At 47.7% G+C, this 17,571-nt stretch carries 16 protein-coding genes; 2 read left to right on the top strand and 14 right to left on the bottom strand.

From position 1 onward, the window contains the following. Position 1: 1 nt before the first annotated feature. Positions 2-1,387, bottom strand: a complete 1,386-nt coding sequence (locus F941_RS03595) for an ethanolamine ammonia-lyase subunit EutB (RefSeq protein ID WP_005007991.1) — start codon at positions 1,385-1,387, stop codon at positions 2-4. A 27-nt stretch (positions 1,388-1,414) separates the two neighbouring features. Beyond that, entirely contained in the window at positions 1,415-2,854 is a 1,440-nt protein-coding gene (eat, locus tag F941_RS03590) for an ethanolamine permease (RefSeq protein ID WP_005007990.1), read from the bottom strand. Between the two features lie 209 nt (positions 2,855-3,063). Here eat and F941_RS03585 point away from each other — a divergent pair, with 209 nt between their 5' ends. Beyond that, the gene (locus tag F941_RS03585; protein ID WP_018572365.1) at positions 3,064-3,486 is read left to right on the top strand and encodes a hypothetical protein; all 423 of its coding nucleotides are present in this window, start codon (positions 3,064-3,066) and stop codon (positions 3,484-3,486) included. A 180-nt stretch (positions 3,487-3,666) separates the two neighbouring features. Here the strand turns inward: F941_RS03585 and F941_RS03580 are convergent, their stop codons facing one another. After that, positions 3,667-4,428: a ferredoxin--NADP reductase gene (locus tag F941_RS03580; protein WP_005007982.1), complete on the bottom strand. Its 762-nt coding sequence runs from the start codon at positions 4,426-4,428 to the stop codon at positions 3,667-3,669. Between the two features lie 85 nt (positions 4,429-4,513). Here F941_RS03580 and gigC point away from each other — a divergent pair, with 85 nt between their 5' ends. Further along, positions 4,514-5,392: a LysR family transcriptional regulator GigC gene (gigC, locus tag F941_RS03575; RefSeq protein WP_005007980.1), complete on the top strand. Its 879-nt coding sequence runs from the start codon at positions 4,514-4,516 to the stop codon at positions 5,390-5,392. Between the two features lie 41 nt (positions 5,393-5,433). On the opposite strand, the gene F941_RS03570 is transcribed toward gigC, so the two are convergent. From F941_RS03570 to nuoG, 11 genes are all read right to left on the bottom strand, one after another. Next, entirely contained in the window at positions 5,434-6,171 is a 738-nt protein-coding gene (locus tag F941_RS03570) for a cold shock domain-containing protein (RefSeq protein ID WP_005007978.1), read from the bottom strand. A gap of 113 nt (positions 6,172-6,284) precedes the next feature. Further along, entirely contained in the window at positions 6,285-6,578 is a 294-nt protein-coding gene (locus F941_RS03565) for a cold shock domain-containing protein (protein WP_005007977.1), read from the bottom strand. 84 nt (positions 6,579-6,662) lie between these two features. Continuing rightward, complete coding sequence (upp, locus tag F941_RS03560) at positions 6,663-7,298, bottom strand: uracil phosphoribosyltransferase (protein ID WP_005007976.1); 636 nt, start codon at positions 7,296-7,298, stop codon at positions 6,663-6,665. 125 nt (positions 7,299-7,423) lie between these two features. Further along, the gene (gene nuoN / locus F941_RS03555; RefSeq protein ID WP_005007974.1) at positions 7,424-8,968 is read right to left on the bottom strand and encodes an NADH-quinone oxidoreductase subunit NuoN; all 1,545 of its coding nucleotides are present in this window, start codon (positions 8,966-8,968) and stop codon (positions 7,424-7,426) included. 3 nt (positions 8,969-8,971) lie between these two features. Then, on the bottom strand, positions 8,972-10,582 hold the full coding sequence (gene nuoM, locus F941_RS03550; RefSeq protein WP_005007973.1) for an NADH-quinone oxidoreductase subunit M: 1,611 nt from the start codon (positions 10,580-10,582) through the stop codon (positions 8,972-8,974). A gap of 1 nt (position 10,583) precedes the next feature. Continuing rightward, a complete protein-coding gene (gene nuoL / locus F941_RS03545) occupies positions 10,584-12,473 on the bottom strand; it encodes an NADH-quinone oxidoreductase subunit L (protein WP_005007972.1) in 1,890 nt (629 codons plus the stop codon). Next, a complete protein-coding gene (gene nuoK / locus F941_RS03540; RefSeq protein ID WP_005007970.1) occupies positions 12,470-12,778 on the bottom strand; it encodes an NADH-quinone oxidoreductase subunit NuoK in 309 nt (102 codons plus the stop codon). Before nuoK ends, nuoL begins: the two co-directional genes overlap by 4 nt. Next, positions 12,778-13,296 (bottom strand): NADH-quinone oxidoreductase subunit J, encoded by a 519-nt coding sequence (gene nuoJ, locus F941_RS03535; RefSeq protein ID WP_171065499.1) that lies wholly within the window; start codon positions 13,294-13,296, stop codon positions 12,778-12,780. Before nuoJ ends, nuoK begins: the two co-directional genes overlap by 1 nt. Beyond that, positions 13,296-13,838 carry an NADH-quinone oxidoreductase subunit NuoI gene (gene nuoI, locus F941_RS03530; protein ID WP_005007966.1) on the bottom strand — a complete coding sequence of 181 codons (543 nt, stop codon included), beginning with the start codon at positions 13,836-13,838 and terminating at the stop codon, positions 13,296-13,298. Before nuoI ends, nuoJ begins: the two co-directional genes overlap by 1 nt. 18 nt (positions 13,839-13,856) lie before the next feature. Continuing rightward, positions 13,857-14,873, bottom strand: coding sequence for an NADH-quinone oxidoreductase subunit NuoH (gene nuoH / locus F941_RS03525; RefSeq protein WP_005007963.1), 1,017 nt, complete (start codon positions 14,871-14,873; stop codon positions 13,857-13,859). A gap of 3 nt (positions 14,874-14,876) precedes the next feature. After that, complete coding sequence (nuoG, locus tag F941_RS03520; RefSeq protein ID WP_005007962.1) at positions 14,877-17,561, bottom strand: NADH-quinone oxidoreductase subunit NuoG; 2,685 nt, start codon at positions 17,559-17,561, stop codon at positions 14,877-14,879. Positions 17,562-17,571: the final 10 nt, after the last annotated feature.

Here is a 17,571-nt window from a genome sequence, read left to right as displayed (position 1 = left end):
GCTAAGACATCAGCAGTCGGGAAAATCTGTCCGGCACTTGCGCAGGCCACTGCAGCTGATGAGAATGCTGCTTTAAAATGCCCTGCTGTTCCAGCCATGCGCCAAATTCAGGGGCAGGCTGCAAACCCAAGAGCTGACGGATATACAGCGCGTCGTGAAATGAAGTGGTCTGATAATTCAGCATCACATCATCTGAACCGGGAATGCCCATCATAAAATTCAGTCCTGCATTGGCCAGCAGCGTCAGCAGCACATCCATATCGTCCTGATCAGCGTCAGCATGGTTGGTATAGCAAATATCACAGCCCATCGGCACGCCCACCAGCTTGCCGCAGAAGTGGTCTTCCAGCCCCGCGCGGATAATTTGCTTGCCGTTGTACAGGTACTCTGGCCCAATAAAGCCCACCACGGTATTGACCAAAAATGGATTAAATTTTCGCGCTACAGCATAAGCGCGCGCTTCCATCGTTTGCTGGTCTACTCCATGATGCGCATTGCTCGATAGCGCGCTGCCTTGCCCCGTTTCAAAATACATCACATTCTGCCCCACTGTTCCGCGCTTTAAGCTTAAGGCGGCATCATAGCCTTCCTGCAGCATAGCGAGGCTGATGCCGAAAGCGCTGTTGGCATCCTGCGAACCCGCAATAGACTGAAACATTAAATCAATCGGCACATTTTTTTCCGCCAGCTGAATGCCGGAACTGATATGCGTCAGCACGCAGGACTGCGTTGGAATCTCATATTCATGGATAATGTAATCCAGCAGTTTCAGCAGCTCCGTTAAATTCTGCAGGTTATCCGTTGCTGGATTAATGCCAATCACCGCATCGCCATTGCCGTACATCAGGCCATCTAAAATACTGGCGGAAATGCCCAGCACATCATCGGTCGGATGATTGGGCTGCAGGCGCGTCGACAAGTGCCCTTCCAGGCCTATCGTATTACGGAATTGCGTGACTACGCGGCATTTCTTTGCCACCAAAATCAAATCCTGATTGCGCATGATTTTACTGACTGCAGCGGCCATTTCAGGCGTCAGCCCGGCCTGCAGCGCCTGCAATTTTTCGGTGCTGGCATCGTCACTCAGCAGCCAGTTGCGAAAATCCCCTACAGTAAAATGCGCAATAGGATAAAAGGCGGCCGCATCATGCTCATCGATAATCAGGCGGGTCACTTCATCACGCTCGTAATCAATCAGCGCTTCATTCAGGAATTGTTTTAAAGGCACATCGGCCAGACACATTTGCGCAGCTACACGCTCTGTGGCGTCCCGCGCCGCGATGCCTGCCAGCTGATCCCCTGTCCGCGCAGGCGTGGCTTTGGCCATCAAGGTTTTTAAATCCTGAAAAATATAATGATGATTCGCCACATTGATTTGATACAGCATCTTTTTATCCTTGTTCTGTTATTGCACTTATTTCAACTCTTGCTCTGCATGCTGGATATTTGCAAATTCCTCCTCCGGCGTGCCTGCCACCAAGTGGTGGCGGCTATACAGCAGGAAATACAGAATAAAGGCGGCATAAATGGCGGCAGCTGCTAACCAGACTTTCGGATCCACCACGAAGCCTGCAACCACCGCAATCGCAGCCAGTATCAGCGCAATATAGGCCGTCACTATACCGCCCGGCGCTTGGTATGGGCGCGGCAAATTGGCTTTCGATGTTTTCAGCTTAATATAAGACAGCATCATCAGTACGTAAGAAATTGTCGCGCCAAACACCGCCATTAAGATCAGCAGGTCGCCTTCGCCAGTCAAAGACATCAAAAAGCCAATAATGCCGGGGATAATAATGGCCAAATGCGGCGCATGGTTTTTATTGGTTAAAGACATGGATTTGGGTAAATAGCCTGCGCGGGACAAGGCAAAAATCTGCCGCGAATAGGCATAAATAATCGAGAAGAAGCTGGCGATTAAACCTGCCAAGCCGACAAAGTTCACAAAACCCGCCAGCCACGTATTGGCGCCATATACTGCTTTTAAAGCATCAACCAAAGGCGCGCCTGATGCTTTCAATGCCTCTGCACCTGCTGCGCCCGGCCCTAAAAATAAAATGCTCAAGGCAAAAAAAGCTAAAATCAGCATGGAGCCAATCAAGCCGCGCGGCAGAGATTTATGCGGTTCTTGGGCCTCTTCCGCCGCCAGAGGCACACCCTCAACCGCCAAGAAAAACCAAATGGCATAAGGCACAGCAGCCCAAATTCCAAGATAGCCCATTGGCAAGAAACTGCTGGCGCCTGCCGCATCTGCATTTACCGCAATATCAAATAAATTGGCGCTGTCAAATGCAGGCAGCATAGCAAAAATAAACACCATCAATGCCATAGCCGCCACAGCAGTAATACCAAACATGATCTTTAACGCTTCGCCCGCGCCTTTCAAATGAATCCCCATAAAGACCAGATAGCACACCAAATAAATGATCCAGCCGCCCATGCCGAATAAGGATTCACAATAAGCGCCAATAAAGCAGGCAATCGCCGCGGGCGCGATGGCGTATTCAATTAAAATAGCGGTACCCGTCAAATAGCCGCCCACTGGGCCAAATGCTGTACGGGCAAAACTGTAGCCCCCGCCTGCAGTCGGCAGCATCGTCGACATTTCAGACATGCAAAGGCACATGCATAAATACATAAAGGCCACCACAACGGTGGCAATAAACATGCCGCCCCATCCGCCCTGCGCTAAGCCAAAATTCCAGCCGGCAAAGTCCCCTGAAATGACATAAGCCACGCCAAGCCCGACCAGCAGCAGCCAGCCCACGGCTCCGCTTTTTAATTGCCTTTGCGCAAAATAATCGTCTGCAGCGGTACCCGCCGCTGGCAGCCCTGCAGCGCTTTCTGAATTTGACATATACACCTCTAATTTTTAGTTTTGCTCATTCAGTGCTATGCATAAGCCATACCAAATTAGATCTTTAAGTCACATTCAAACCGAGTCAAAACGCTATCTTGTTGTTTTAAATATGATCGCAGGCTCTGTGGATGAAAAAATGAAAGTCTGCCTTTGCGGCAATAAATGAGCTATAATTATGCACCTCATTTTTCATGCACTCATTCTATATGGCGTACCGTCAGCAAAGTGTAACGCTTGATCTTGACACTGACGTCACTTATCAATGTGCTTTACATTACACCCGCGATCAGCATCTGATTGGCATTATTGAATTCAATAAGCCCAGCTATGTCCTGAAATGGGGAGATTTAGAATTTTTCCGCCGCCGGACGGAAGAATTCTCAGTCATGCCGTTTCCAGACTGCATTAATGCCATGGTGATTGATATCCGCAATGTCACAGCATATTTGGATAATGAAGTGCCGATTATTCCTTGGCGCTTGCTGGAAGAAGACTGTCCGGTACGCTTAGTTGTGCCTCAAGAGCGCATGGATCATTATGCCGGCTTTTTTGAGCCGACATGGCTGACCGCAGATGTCGACACAGCCATTCAGGAAATCCGTGAATACATGGATATGTTTGTCCATTAAGCCTGTTTGCATTGATACAGCTCAAATAAAAAAACCTCCATTTAGGAGGTTTTTTATATCTGTAAAAAGCCCCTCCTTTATTAAAGGAGGGGTTTGGGGAGGATTCAAAGATTTGAGAAGAATTTTATAATTTTAATCCCTCCCAACCTCCCTTTTTAAAGGGAGGAGTACTGAGGGTACTTACCAATAATTTTCAACAGCAATATTGCCTTCGCCGCGGCGGTTCATGGTCAGGCCGCGCGCTTTCAGCGCATCTTTGGTGTCATCCACCATCTGCGGGTTGCCGCAGAGCATGACATGGCTGGTTGCAGGGTTAAGCGCCATGCCTGCTGCTTTTTCCAGCTCGCCATTGGCGATCAAGACCGGTAAACGGTCATGCAAAGGCGCGTTCGGGTCACGGGTAATAATTGGAATAAACTGAAAGCCCGTATGCCCTTCGCCAAACATTGCGGCAATTTCATTAATCCGTTCCACATAGGCCAATTCTGCTTCTGTGCGCACACTGTAAACCAAATTAATTTTTGAATATTTCTGCCATGTTTCAAAGTCTTGCAGCATTGATAAAAATGGCGCCAAGCCTGTGCCGGTCCCCAATAACCATAAATCCTGAGGCAGCGGCAGCTGATAGCGCGCCAGCGTTAAAAAACCGTACGGAATTTTTTCCAAATACAGCTCATCCCCCACCTGCAAATGCTGCAAATTAGACGTAAATGCGCCATCTGGCACGACAATCGAGAAAAATTCCAAAGTTTCATCAAATGGCGAAGATACGACAGAATAAGCCCGCACCACCAAATCATCCCCCACTTTTAAGCCAATGCGTGCGAATTGGCCTGCAGTGAATTTAAAATGAGCAGGCCGCGTCATGGTAAAGCTGAATAAAGTATTGGTCCAACGATGTACAGATAGAACTTTTTCTAAGCTAAATTTCTCAATTGACATGATTTCAACGTGGCATGAAAGACTGCGCTCATGTTAGCATGACGGCATAATTTATTAATATTTTTTAAATGTTAAGGCTCTATTCATGCGCATGACTTTACGCCAGTTGGCTGTTTTTGTAGCGGTCGCTCAAGAAGGCACAGTAACCAAAGCCAGTGATGCCGTAAAACTCACGCAAAGCGCTGCGAGTATGGCTTTAGCAGACTTGGAAGATGGCTTGGGCGCGCCGCTGTTTGACCGTCTAGGCAAACGATTGCAGCTTAATGACTTGGGCCGTTTTTTACTGCCTCAAGCCTTAGAAATCCTTGGCCGCTGTGAATCATTCGAACAAGCCGCCAAAGGTGAACTGCAAAGCATTGATTTACGCTTAGGCGCCACCTTAACCATCAGCGATTATTTAATGCCTGACCTGATGGCGGATTTTCTGCAAATCCAGCCGCAGGCCCATTTACAGCTGCAAGTCGGCAATACCCGCCAGATGATTGAAGCGGTCAATCAGTTTCAGCTGGATTTAGCCTTAATCGAAGGCTCTTGCCATTTGCCGCAGCTGCAATGCATACACTGGCGCGACGATGAACTGGCGGTATGCTGTTCACCCGATCATCCGCTGGCACGTCTGGGCCGCCCTTTAACCATAGATGACTTTAAAAATGTGGAATGGATATTGCGTGAAGAAGGTTCAGGCACGCGCGAAGTCTTTGACAATGCAATTTTGCAGGATTTGCCGGATGCCAATATCCGCTTGACTCTGGGCCATAATGAAGCAATTCTGAAAATTGTTGCCGGCGGTTTAGGCATGTCATGCATTTCTAAACTTGCCATTGAGCCGCTGCGTGAAAAAGGCCAATTGGTGATTTTAGACACCCCTTTCTGGCAATTGACCCGCCCGCTGTTCATGCTGGTGCACCGTCAGAAATATCAAGGCCCGGGCTTAAAAGCTTTTATGAAATTCTGTGAAAAATAATAGGTTTCTGCCTATAAAAAAAGCGCCTGATGGCGCTTTTTTTAACGATTAAATTGACGCTCACATGGCACTCCGTCATGATTGCCATCCATTTTTGTGCCAGGGCAATTCCGAATGAAGAATACAGCCTCTTCATAGGAACGCATCTGGCTGCAATGCGTCCGGCCATCGCATTTAAAGACCGGTGCCTGATTAGAATCAGCCGCTGGACGCGCATTTCCCTGTTCAGCCGGCGCTCTTGACGGCAACCTACCGGCCTGAATCTGCTCCGGACGGCTTGCTAAGTTTTTGCGCCCCTGCTCCGTCAGCACCTGATCCGGCAGTTTCCCCTGCGCTTGGCGCTGCTCTTCTATAATGCGCTGCTGTTCCAGCATCAACTGCTGCGCCTTCTGCTGTTTTTGCGCCTGATAGTCCCGATATTTTCCATACGTTACCGCGGTCAGCACGGCAATTATCACCAAGCCAATCAGCGTGATATATTTTGCCTTGCCGCTCCCCGCCTGATCACGCGGCGCAGCGCGATTTGACTCCCGGACTGGGCTTCCGGCGCCTTGATGCAGCGGTTCCGCTTTTAAGTCCAAACGAACAATATTATCTGCTTTAAATTTGCCCTTTTCTTCTACAATCCGAAACTTCAGCTTTTCACCAATCTGCGGCTGAATATTCCGATTGGGCATATCTTTAATATGAAAAAATAGATCCCTAGATTCCCCGTCCACTTGTATAAAACCAAAGCCACGTTCTGCTTGATAATTTTTAACTTTACCCTCTTGAAACATCATTCACTCAATCTTTATATTTTTAATCATTGTAATAAAAAAAAGCGCCGTGAGACGCTTTTTTGCATCATATTTCATTCAATTTTCATGAAATATCAATTCTTTAAGTTTTCTTATTTGCGTAAATTTGACAATAATGCAGAAGTAATTGATGTGTTATTCGCAACTACTTTTGACTTCTTGGCTTTCGCTGAATTGTCTTCTGCACGCTCAATTTTAACCGCTTTAAATTTACCGCCATTGTCTACCACGTTAAATTTCACACGCTCATTGCGTTTTGGCTCACCTTCCGCTGCAGGAAAATCAGAAATATGAAAGAACACATCTCCTTCAGCTGAACCAATAAAACCATAACCTTTTGCAGGGTCATACTGCTTGATTTTACCCTGATATACTTCGTCTTTCATGATGCCGCCCTATTTTTTAAAATGCCTTATTCGCATTATATAAAAAAGAGGCTTTAAAAGCCCCTTTCTTATTCAATCTTAAAATCAGTCTTTTTGCACTGAACCGAAAATCTTGTCGCCAGCATCGCCCAAGCCAGGCACGATATAGCCATGTTCATTAATGCCCTGATCAACTGATGCAGTGAAAATTGTCACATCAGGATGCGCTGTTTCAACACGCTTAATGCCTTCTGGCGCCGCAACTAAGACCATCACACGGATATCTTTACAGCCGCTTGCTTTTAATACATCAATCGCAGCCACCAGTGAAGAGCCTGTTGCCAGCATCGGATCAATAATCATCGCAATACGGTTTTGCACATCAGGCACTAATTTTTTGTAATATGTGCGCGCTTCCAGCGTTTCTTCATCGCGCTCTAAACCCAATACCGAAACTTTTGCGCTTGGAATCAAATTTAAGAAACCTTCCAGCATGCCAATGCCTGCACGCAAAATAGGCACTACAGTAATTTTTTTACCCGCAATACGGTCTACAGTCACTTTGCCAGCCCAGCCGTCAATTTCATGATCGCACATTGGCAAGTCTTTAGTCGCTTCATAGGTCAGAAGCATGGTGACTTCTTGAGCAAGTTCGCGGAAGTTTTTAGTACTGATATCCGAACGGCGCAATAAACCAAGTTTATGGCGGATGAGCGGATGACGGATTTCATGGATAGCCAAGGGAGAACACCTAAAAGGTTAAGATCAAATTCTTAGTATTATAAAGGCATTTAACAAATGATAAAAATAAAAAAGCCCTCTAAGTCGAGGGCTTTTTTGTAATAACTGGATTAATTTAGCATTAATCAGTTAAACCCGCTTTGCACCAATGCCAGAATGAATTGCTGCAATTCAGGTGAAATCGCAAAGAAAGCCACCTTAGAAACCGCAATAATTGGATCTGGATAAACACCGATCAACAGCACAAGAGCTGCGGCGCCTAACACCATAATACCGCCGACTTTTTGACCCCAATGGTCAACAGCGTCAATACGCGGGTTTTCAGGCGGAGTCATGTACATCACCACCATGACACGCAGATAGTAATACAGGCCGATACCCGAACCAATGATTACCATTGCTGCCAAGAACCATGACTGGCCCGCAACTGCAGTTTTAATCACGAGGAACTTACCGATAAAGCCTGCTGTTAATGGAATGCCTGCAAGGGAAAGCATCATCACGGTCAAAGTCGCAGTTAACACTGGACGGCGCCAGAATAAGCCGCGGTACTCTGCCAAGCTGCCTGCTTCATCTGTATTGTTGTATGGGCTGGACATTAAGGTCACAACACCGAACGCGCCGATGGTGGTTAACACATAAGTAATCACATACACGTTTACAGATTCAAACGTCGCGAAACCTTGAACTTGAAGGAAGTCTGTATTGCGCGCGCTGACAATCGCCACCAGCAAATAACCGAAGTGAGCAATCGATGAATACGCAAGAATACGTTTCAAATTCACTTGGCGAACTGCCAGCAAGTTACCTGCAAGGATAGAAAGCACAGCAAGAATCGTCAGAATGATCACAAAGCTGTCTGACAGGATTAAGCCTGAAGACAGTACATAGCGGACAAACAGGCCGATCATTGCCACTTTGGCAACAGTTGCAAGGAATGTCGCGATTGGCGCCGGCGCACCTGCATACACGTCTGGCGTCCATTTATGGAATGGCGCAAGAGACAGTTTGAATGCAACTGCAAAGATGATTAATGCTAGGCCCAGTACCACAGCTGGCTGGCTGAATGTCGTGAACAATTTGCCCGGTTCAGCGACAAAGTTCAGCGTGCCTGTGTAAGCATAGATATAAGCCATACCCATCAGCAGCATTGCAGACGCGGTTGCTGAAAGAACTAGGTATTTCACACCAGCTTCAAGCGATTGAGAACGCTGATGCGTATAAGCCAATAAGCCATAAACTGGAATTGACATCAACTCAAGGCTGATAAAGAACGATGCATAGTGCGTGCTTGCCACCATCAGCAATGCGCCTGTCACAGACGCCAGCATCAGGATATAAAGCTCTTCACGGTTGTCTTTATAAGTTTCAATATAGGCATGCGACAGCGTGCAGCACGCAAGCGCCGCGACGATAATCACAAACTGGTACAGCATCGTAAACGGATCTACGATGAACAAATTCATTACGTTGGCCGGCGCAAACTGCCCTGCCAACACAACAAAAATGATGTAAAGCGCAGCAAGGTTTAAACCGATAACCGATGCTGTTGCAGCTAAATTATGATTGCGCTTGATGGCTACCAGCAGCATCACCACCACCGCTGTTAAAGCGACGATCATGACTGGCGCGATAGGCATCAGCTCTGCAAATGACATTGTGAAGTTCATGACTTATTGGATCTCCACATTTTCAGCTGAAACGACAGCTTGCTGCAGTGTATCAACTGTTTCTTGAACAGGAATGTAGCTATTCGCTAACCACGCCATGCTTGAATTAGAAACGTCAAGGAACGTTTGCGGGTACAGACCCAGCCAAACCAGACTCAGCGCACAAACTAAAAGAATCACAATTTCACGTACATTCAAGTCTTTTAATGGATTTGAATAGTGCTTTTGCTGTTCTTCATTTGGTGTGCCAAATAATGCTTTATGGATCAGGATTAAGCCGTAAAGGCCAGCAAATACCAAACTTACCGCAGCAAGAATTGTAAACACTGGGAAGCGAGCATAAGAGCCCATCAAGATCAGGAATTCACCGATGAAGTTGCCTAGACCTGGAATACCCACAAGCGCAGCAACAAAGAACATCAGGAAGAACGCAAGATACTTGAACTGGCCGCGGATACCGCCCATCAGGCGTAAATCACGTGTATGCAGGCGTTCATAAACTTGACCGCACATAATAAACAGGGCAGCCGAAGAGATGCCGTGCGCCAGCATCATGATCATTAAGCCTTGGAAGGTCAAAATGTTGCCTGCATAGATTGCAAGCAAAATGAAGCCCATGTGTGAAATCGACGTATACGCTAACAGGCGCTTCATATCAGTTTGCTGGAAAGCACACCAAGCGCCGTAGAAAATACCGATTAAACCAAAGATGATCGCAATGTCAGCAAACTGTGCAGATGCTGCCGGGAAGAACGGAATCACAAAACGCAATAAACCGTAAGCCGCAGTCTTAATCAGGATACCTGCAAGGTCAACAGAACCTGCTGTCGGCGCTTGCGCATGCGCGTCTGGAAGCCAGCCATGCAATGGGAAAACTGGAAGTTTTACCGCAAAGCCGATGAACATGCAGATCATGAAGGCATAAGCTAAAGCAGGAGCTTGTGCATCAATCGTATTCGCTACAGCCATTAAATAGTTGTAGTCAAAACGGATTTCACCATTCATCGAATATCCGACAGCCACAAGGCCAAGGATACCGATCAGCATGATTAAGCCGGCAACTTGCGTATAGATGAAGAACTTAGTCGCAGCATAAACGCGGGACTTGCCTTCTGCGCCGCGATGGCCCCAAAGTGCAATCAAAAAGTAGATTGGAACCAGCATCATCTCCCAGAAGAAGAAGAACAGGAACAAATCAATTGCAAGGAATACACCGATAACGCCACCTAAAGACCATAGAAGGTTTAAGTGGAAGAAACCGACATTCTTCTGAATTTCACCCCATGAACAGCCCACTGCCAGCACACCAAGGAGTGCAGTTAACCCCACCATAAGAAGTGATAAGCCATCCACCGCAAGGTGAATGTTAATGCCAAGGGTCTGAATCCAAGGCAATTTAAACTCAGCAGCCCATGTTGGCGCGGCATTGCCAAGTTCGTAGTTATATGTACCCGTTTGCCAAAGAACAATGGTCAACACCAAAGTCACCAGCATACCGATCAGTGCGATATAGCGCGGCAGGTGCTGATCGAGTTTATCGACCAGCCAGCATGCAAAACCTGCAATGAACGGAATAAGAACCAGAGCGGGTAAAATTAAATTATTAGTTTCCATTTTATTTCCCCACGACCTGAATCACGACCAAGATCATCAGCAAGACAACTGTGCCGAATGCCATACTTGATGCGTATTCACGCAATGAACCTGTTTGACGTGAACTTGTAAAGCTGTTGCCGCCTTTTACAAGTGCAGGCAGTACCAGCCATAAGCCGTCAATTGGATCACGGCCTAAGATTTTCGCAATCAGCAAATATGGCTTAACGAATACGATGTCATACAGCGCATCGAAACCAAGCGCATTGCGGCAGATATTCACAAGGCCAGCGCCCAGTGAAGTTTTCGCAAATGCTTTTACTGCACTGTAAGCGAAAGCAAACAGAATCACGCCAATCACAAGGCCTGCAAGCGCAATGCCCACAGCGGTGTATTCAGCGCTGTGCATGCCGTGTTCCAATGCTTCAGGAACATTGAATGCCGGAATTTTAGCAGCGTTTAAAATATTGGTTACTGGCGCTTTTAATACATAAGCTAAACCAGTCGACAATACTGCAAGAATCGCCAAAGGACCCCAGTACGTCACGCCTTTAATTTCATGGTAAGGCGTATTTTCTTTGCCAAAGAATACAACCCAGATTAAGCGGAATGTATAAATTGACGTTAAGAATGCGCCTGCAACACCAGTCCAGTACAAGCAGTCATAAACAGCAACTGCTTGGCCTTTCACCCATACAGCACCCAAAATCGCATCTTTCGAGAAAAAGCCGATCGTGATGAATGGGATTGCAGCCAATGCACCGCCGCCAATCGCAAAACAGGCAAACAGGAATTTGTTCTTATGGAACAAGCCGCCCATTTTGAAAATGTTTTGTTCATGATGGTAAGCCAGAATCACCGCACCAGAAGACAAGAATAATAATGCCTTGAAGAATGCGTGAGTCAGCATATGGAACAGGCCCGCTTGGTATGCTTCAGCACCCACAGCCATAAACATATAGCCTAACTGACTCATTGTTGAGTAAGCCAAGATACGTTTGATGTCGGTTTGCACCAATGCCGCGAAACCTGCAACCAGAAGCGTTACCGCGCCTGTAATCGAGATGAACGCCATCACTTCAGGCGCTTGCTCAAACACAGAGAACATACGGCAGCACAGGTAAACGCCTGCAGTTACCATGGTCGCCGCGTGGATCAATGCAGATACAGGCGTAGGGCCTGCCATCGCATCCGCCAGCCATGTTTGCAATGGGATCTGTGCAGATTTACCTGCAGCGCCCAAGAACAGCATTAATGCAGTCCAAATTGCAATTGAAGAACTTTCAGCCAGAACCGTTGGCGCTGCTGCAACCACTTCTGCAATGTTTAAAGTACCAAACTGCTGGTAGATTAAGAACAATGCAATCAGCAAGAATACGTCACCCACACGGGTTACTGTAAATGCTTTGATGGCAGCAAAACCGTTTGCAGGGTTTTGGTAGTAATAACCGATCAACAGGTATGAACAAAGACCAACACCTTCCCAGCCTAAGAACAATAACGCTAAGTTATCGCCTAGAACCAGCAGCAGCATGCTTGTTACAAACAGGTTGAAATATGAGAAGAAACGCGCAAAGTCTTCTTCACCGCGCATGTACCATGTCGCGAAGATGTGAATTAAGAAACCGACACCTGTCACCATGCCCATCATCAATAATGATAAGCCGTCAAGGTGAAGCGAAAAGCCTGGCGCTAAACCGCCTACATTGAACCAAGTCCAAAGATGCTGGGTTGTCGCAACAGAACCGTTATTTACGAAATCTAAGCCGGCAATCAATGCAAATAATGCAGAAAGGCCAACTGAACCCGCCCCGATAATGGCTGCAACTTTTTCAGGAAGATTGTTGCGTCCCGCCGCCAAAAGGATAAAACCAATGAGCGGAAATAATACTGTTAAATATAAATAGCTCATCCGCGCATCTCACTAGCAGCATCCACATCCAAATGATGGAAGCGATGATAGAACTGAAGGACGATCGCAAGGCCGATACAGGCCTCTGCCGCAGCAAGCGTTAAAATCAGGATGAACATGATCTGGCCATCAGGCTGCGCCCATGCGCTGCCCGCCAAAACGAACGCTAAAGCAGCGGCGTTCATCATGATTTCAAGGCTCATCAAAATAAAGAGTAAGTTGCGTCGCACCATTACACCGTAAAAACCCAGTGCAAAAAGAATGGTTGCAACGATCAAACCATGTTCTAAAGGAATGTTGCCCATTATTCTTTTTCCTCTTCTGCACTTGGTTCGCGTTTACCCAGATGGAATGCTGCGACAAGCGCACCAAGCAATAGCATCGCGGCAACTTCGACCAATAATAAGTACTGAGTAAAGAGTGCTGTACCCACAGCTTTCGGGCCAACCACTTCTGCGCCCATCACCAAAGATGCTTTGGTGTAGTCTGAGCCCAGCATCCATACAAGCACTAAGCCCATCAGGAAGCTCATCAGCGCAGGATAAGCCCACGCAGATGAAGTCAGCCACTTGCTTTCCTGTTCCACAGTTTGCTGGCCCAGGTTCAGCATCATCACCACGAATACGAAAAGCACCATGATCGCGCCGGCGTAAACGATGATCTCAAGCGCGCCGGCAAACGGCGCGCCAACGATCATGAACATGCCTGCAACGGCAAGCAATGAAACGATCAAGCTGAGTAAAGCGTGTACTGGATTGGTGTTGGTCACAACACGAATCGTAGAGACGATGGCCACAAGCGCCATCAAATAAAACGGCCACATCATGGTAATAGACTCCGTACATCAACAGGCGCGCTTTCACGTTGCGCTTGGCCTTTGTCTTTACCTGTCACAGCCATACCGGTTACGCGGTAGAAGTTGTAATCAGGATATTTACCAGGACCTGAGATAAGCAAGTGTTCTTTCTCATACACAAGGTCTTGACGAACGTATTCTGACAGCTCGAAATCAGGTGTTAACTGAATTGCAGTCGTCGGACATGCTTCTTCACACATACCGCAGAAAATGCAGCGAGAGAAGTTGATACGGAAAAATTCCGGATACCAGCGCCCATCTTCGTGTTCTGCTTTTTGCAGTGAAATACAGCCCACTGGACATGCAACCGCACACAAGTTGCATGCCACACAGCGCTCTTCCCCATCTGGGTCGCGCGTCAGCACGATACGGCCACGGAAACGCGGCGGTACGATATCTTCGGCTGGCACTTCCGGATATAAAATGGTGTCACGTTTACGTGTCACATGTGAAAAAACCATCCACAGTGAACGTACAATTGACCCAAATCCAGCTAGAAACTTAAACATTTTGTTCTCCCTGCTGTCTTAGGCCTGATTCATCAGAATCACAGCACCAGTCACCAAAAGGTTAACCAACGCCAAAGGCAAGCAAATTTTCCAGCCAAAGTTCATCACTTGGTCGTAACGCGGACGCATTAATGAACCGCGCGCCAAGACAAACATCATGACAAAGAATGCTGTTTTGATAATGAACCAGAACGCATCTGGAATAAACGGAATTTCAAGGTTGAACGGCGCAAGCCAGCCACCAAAGAATAAAGTTACGATCAGAGCAGAGATCAGCACTACGTTGACGTATTCCGCAACGAAGAACATCCCCCACTTCATGCCGCCGTATTCTACATGGTAGCCTTCCGCCAATTCCTGTTCCGCTTCCGGCTGGTCAAATGGATGACGGTGCGTTACTGCAACGCCTGCAACCACGAAAATCAGGAAACCTAAGAATTGAGGAACGACAAACCATACATCGCGCTGCGCTTCCACAATTTCACGCATGTTGAATGAGCCGGCAATTGCCACCACACCCATCAGCGAGATGCCCAAGAACACTTCATATGAAATGGTTTGAGCCGCAGAACGCAGGCCGCCTAATAATGCATATTTGTTATTTGATGACCAGCCGCCGAACAGCACGGCATACACGGCAATACCCGCCATTGCCATAAAGAACAGCAAGCCGATGCTCATGTCCGAAACGCCTAAATAAGGCGATACCGGAATAACCATGAATGACAGTACCGCTGTACCCATCGCCACTGCTGGCGCTAGGCGGAAAGTCAGTTTGTCGGCAAATTTTGGCGTCCAGTCTTCTTTGAACATGATTTTCAGCATGTCGGCAACAATCTGGAACATACCGCCCGGACCAACACGGTTCGGACCGTAACGGTCTTGCCATAATGCCAGCAGGCGGCGTTCAATGAACGACATCAGCGCAGCAATTAAAACAACAACCAGCAAGATGACAATCGCTTGCAGCACAGAATAGGCAATTGGCCAGTTCTCAGCCCACAGCGGCGTTTGACGTATTAATTCTTGTTGCATGAATTACACTCCTACCGCGACTGAAACAGGCTCAGCAAGAGATACCGTCGGCGCGATGCCAACTGGGTAGCCAATATAACCTGTAGGTAAATATTCAATCACTTGAACTGGAAGCACAATTGAAGTCTCGCCAGCTTTTATCGTAATTTTTTGACCGTCTTGAACATTCAAGCGCGCTGCATCCTGCTCACCCACTGCAAACACTGCATCAGGAATACGGGTTTCCATTGCAGGCGTTTTCACCGTGAACTCGCCAGAAGCGAAAATGTGATGCATCGGCACTAGGCGGAAGCTGTCTGGGTTGACCGCAGCAGTCTCAGGCGCAACAAATGTACGCGCTGGACGTTTTGGCAAACGGTCGAACAAACGGATGCCTGAATCGCCGCCTTTTAAATGGCCGCCCACGTTGTCTTGGAATTTGTTCCAAGCCTGCGGTGAGTTCCAGCCAGCGGACCATGCAAATGGAACCAGCGGAGATGGTGTTTCGCTGCCGACATAACCTTCCATAGAGAATGTTAATGCAGAGTCTGTATCCACAGGCTGTTTAGGCTCGTGAATAGACAGCGGCGCGCGCATTGCCGTACGGCCAGAATAGCGGCGCGGTTCACGCGCAACTTTAAGGCCATGGACACGGAAGCCCGCATCTGGCGCAACATCTTGAATCGCTTCCAGCGCAGGTACGTTTTTCGCAACGGATTCGATCACGTCATCCAGCAAAGTCCAAGAAATCGCTTTGCCTTTCACGCCAGTTTCAATGGCATGCAGCCAGCGCCAAGATTCTTTTATCGCCAGTTCCGGCTTGTAGTAGCTCGGGTCATACACTTGGTAGAAACGCTGTGCACGGCCTTCTTGAGAAACAACCGTACCGTCGCCTTCAGCAAACGAAGCTGCAGAAAGCACGATATCCGCTTTCTTCACAGTTTCAGTTTCAGAGTGATCCAAAACAATCACGTCTTTCGCTTTCGCCAGCGCTGCTTCGACTTGGCCCGCAGGCAAGCGGCGGAATAGATCATTTTCAACGATCACAACCGTGTCATAGTCTTGCGCAAAAGCTTGCTCTAAGCTTTGACCGCCTAAGATTGCCAAGCCCATTGAGTTCACTTCAGGAACCATCAAGGTTAAGCCCGCATTTGAACCCAGATTCTGTGCAACTTGCGCAGCAGCTTCCATGATTGATGCGTCTTGCAAGCTTGTACCAGAGATGATCAATGGCTTTTTCGCAGCTTTTAAAGTGTCAGCAATGGTTTGCGCAAATGCTTTCGCATCGTCAGCAAGACCAGTAACCGTTTCACCTTTAACAGCAGCAGCAACGGCAAAACCTAAACGCGCAATGTCGTTAGGAGAAGCAACCACTTCACCTTCTGCAATATCAGCCAAACGGGTTTGCGTTGCAGCCAAGATGTAAATCGGCGATTTCGCATCTTGCGCAATACGCTGCACAGGTTCAGCCAGCCAGTCTTGAGTACGGCGTTCCGCAGCCATCTCTTTGGCTTTGTTTTTCGCCGCTTGGCGAACAGATAAAGCCATGCGAGGCGCAGTTTGAGTCAGGTCTTCACCTAAGATCAATACAGCGTCATAGCTTTCAATTTCACGCATCGTCGGGTTGTATACGCCCTCGGTTTGCATGATTGATGCAGCCAGCTCAGCCAGGTTCTGCTCTTTTTGAGACATGCCTGTTGAATAGTTCTCTTGACCTACCAGCTCGCGAAGCGCGAAGTTAGATTCAAGTGAAGCGCGCGGTGAGCCAATACCCAAAACTTTTTTGCCTTGGATGTTTGCAATCACGGTATCCAGCGCTGTATCTACAGAAACTGTTTCTACAGTTGCGCCATTACGGAATTGCGGCTGACGCGGACGGTCTTCACGGTTGACATAACCTGTGCCGAAACGGCCTTTGTCGCAAAGGAAGTATTGGTTGACATCACCGTTAAAGCGGTTTTCTACGCGGCGAAGCTCGCCATAACGCTCACCCGGAGAGATGTTGCAGCCCGAAGAACAGCCTTGGCATACGCTAGGCGCATACTGCATGTCCCACTTACGGTTGTAGCGTTCTGAGTGAGTCTTGTCGGTGAATACGCCTGTAGGGCACACTTCAGTCAAGTTGCCTGAGAATTCAGACTCTAAAGTGCCTGATTCTGGACGGCCAAAGTAAACGCGCGATGCGTTTGCATATACGCCGAAGTCTGTGCCGCCGGCATAGTCTTTGTAGTAACGCACGCAGCGGTAGCACGCGATACAGCGGTTCATTTCATGCGAAATGAACGAACCCAATTCCTGGTTGTAATGGGTACGCTTGGTAAAGCGGTAGCGGCGGCGGTCATGCTGCGTCATCACTGTCATATCTTGCAAATGACAGTGACCGCCCTCTTCACAGACTGGACAGTCGTGCGGGTGGTTGGTCATCAAGAATTCAACAATCGAAGCGCGGAAGTCTTTTGCTTCTTTGTCTTCAACTGAGATATAGGTATTGTCAGACGCAGGCGTCATACATGACATAACTAAACGGCCGCGGGTATCTTCTGGATTCGCGTATTGAGTTACAGCACATTGACGGCAAGAACCGACAGAACCTAAGGATGGATGCCAACAAAAGTATGGGATGTCGATGCCAAGGCTTAAACATGCTTGCAGCAAGTTTTCTGAGCCGTTGACTTCATACGATTTTCCATCGACATGAATTGTAGCCATAGTCGAATTC

Origin of the sequence: Acinetobacter bouvetii DSM 14964 = CIP 107468, from assembly GCF_000368865.1 — a bacterium.
GTDB lineage: Bacteria > Pseudomonadota > Gammaproteobacteria > Pseudomonadales > Moraxellaceae > Acinetobacter > Acinetobacter bouvetii.
Note: the sequence above shows the minus strand (reverse complement) of the source record. Positions and strands in the feature narration are given on the sequence as shown.

Bases quoted from the DNA above. Each gene is read 5' to 3' on its own strand.
- nuoG (WP_005007962.1), bottom strand. From the start codon at position 17,561: ATGGCTACAATTCATGTCGATGGAAAATCGTATGAAGTCAACGGCTCA.
- nuoI (WP_005007966.1), bottom strand. From the start codon at position 13,838: ATGTTTAAGTTTCTAGCTGGATTTGGGTCAATTGTACGTTCACTGTGG.
- gigC (WP_005007980.1), top strand. From the start codon at position 4,514: ATGCGCATGACTTTACGCCAGTTGGCTGTTTTTGTAGCGGTCGCTCAA.
- nuoN (WP_005007974.1), bottom strand. From the start codon at position 8,968: ATGAACTTCACAATGTCATTTGCAGAGCTGATGCCTATCGCGCCAGTC.
- nuoK (WP_005007970.1), bottom strand. From the start codon at position 12,778: ATGGGCAACATTCCTTTAGAACATGGTTTGATCGTTGCAACCATTCTT.
- F941_RS03570 (WP_005007978.1), bottom strand. From the start codon at position 6,171: ATGTTTCAAGAGGGTAAAGTTAAAAATTATCAAGCAGAACGTGGCTTT.
- eat (WP_005007990.1), bottom strand. From the start codon at position 2,854: ATGTCAAATTCAGAAAGCGCTGCAGGGCTGCCAGCGGCGGGTACCGCT.
- nuoM (WP_005007973.1), bottom strand. From the start codon at position 10,582: ATGGAAACTAATAATTTAATTTTACCCGCTCTGGTTCTTATTCCGTTC.
- F941_RS03585 (WP_018572365.1), top strand. From the start codon at position 3,064: ATGGCGTACCGTCAGCAAAGTGTAACGCTTGATCTTGACACTGACGTC.
- F941_RS03580 (WP_005007982.1), bottom strand. From the start codon at position 4,428: ATGTCAATTGAGAAATTTAGCTTAGAAAAAGTTCTATCTGTACATCGT.
- F941_RS03565 (WP_005007977.1), bottom strand. From the start codon at position 6,578: ATGAAAGACGAAGTATATCAGGGTAAAATCAAGCAGTATGACCCTGCA.
- nuoL (WP_005007972.1), bottom strand. From the start codon at position 12,473: ATGAGCTATTTATATTTAACAGTATTATTTCCGCTCATTGGTTTTATC.
- F941_RS03595 (WP_005007991.1), bottom strand. From the start codon at position 1,387: ATGCTGTATCAAATCAATGTGGCGAATCATCATTATATTTTTCAGGAT.
- nuoJ (WP_171065499.1), bottom strand. From the start codon at position 13,296: ATGTGGCCGTTTTATTTGATGGCGCTTGTGGCCATCGTCTCTACGATT.
- nuoH (WP_005007963.1), bottom strand. From the start codon at position 14,873: ATGCAACAAGAATTAATACGTCAAACGCCGCTGTGGGCTGAGAACTGG.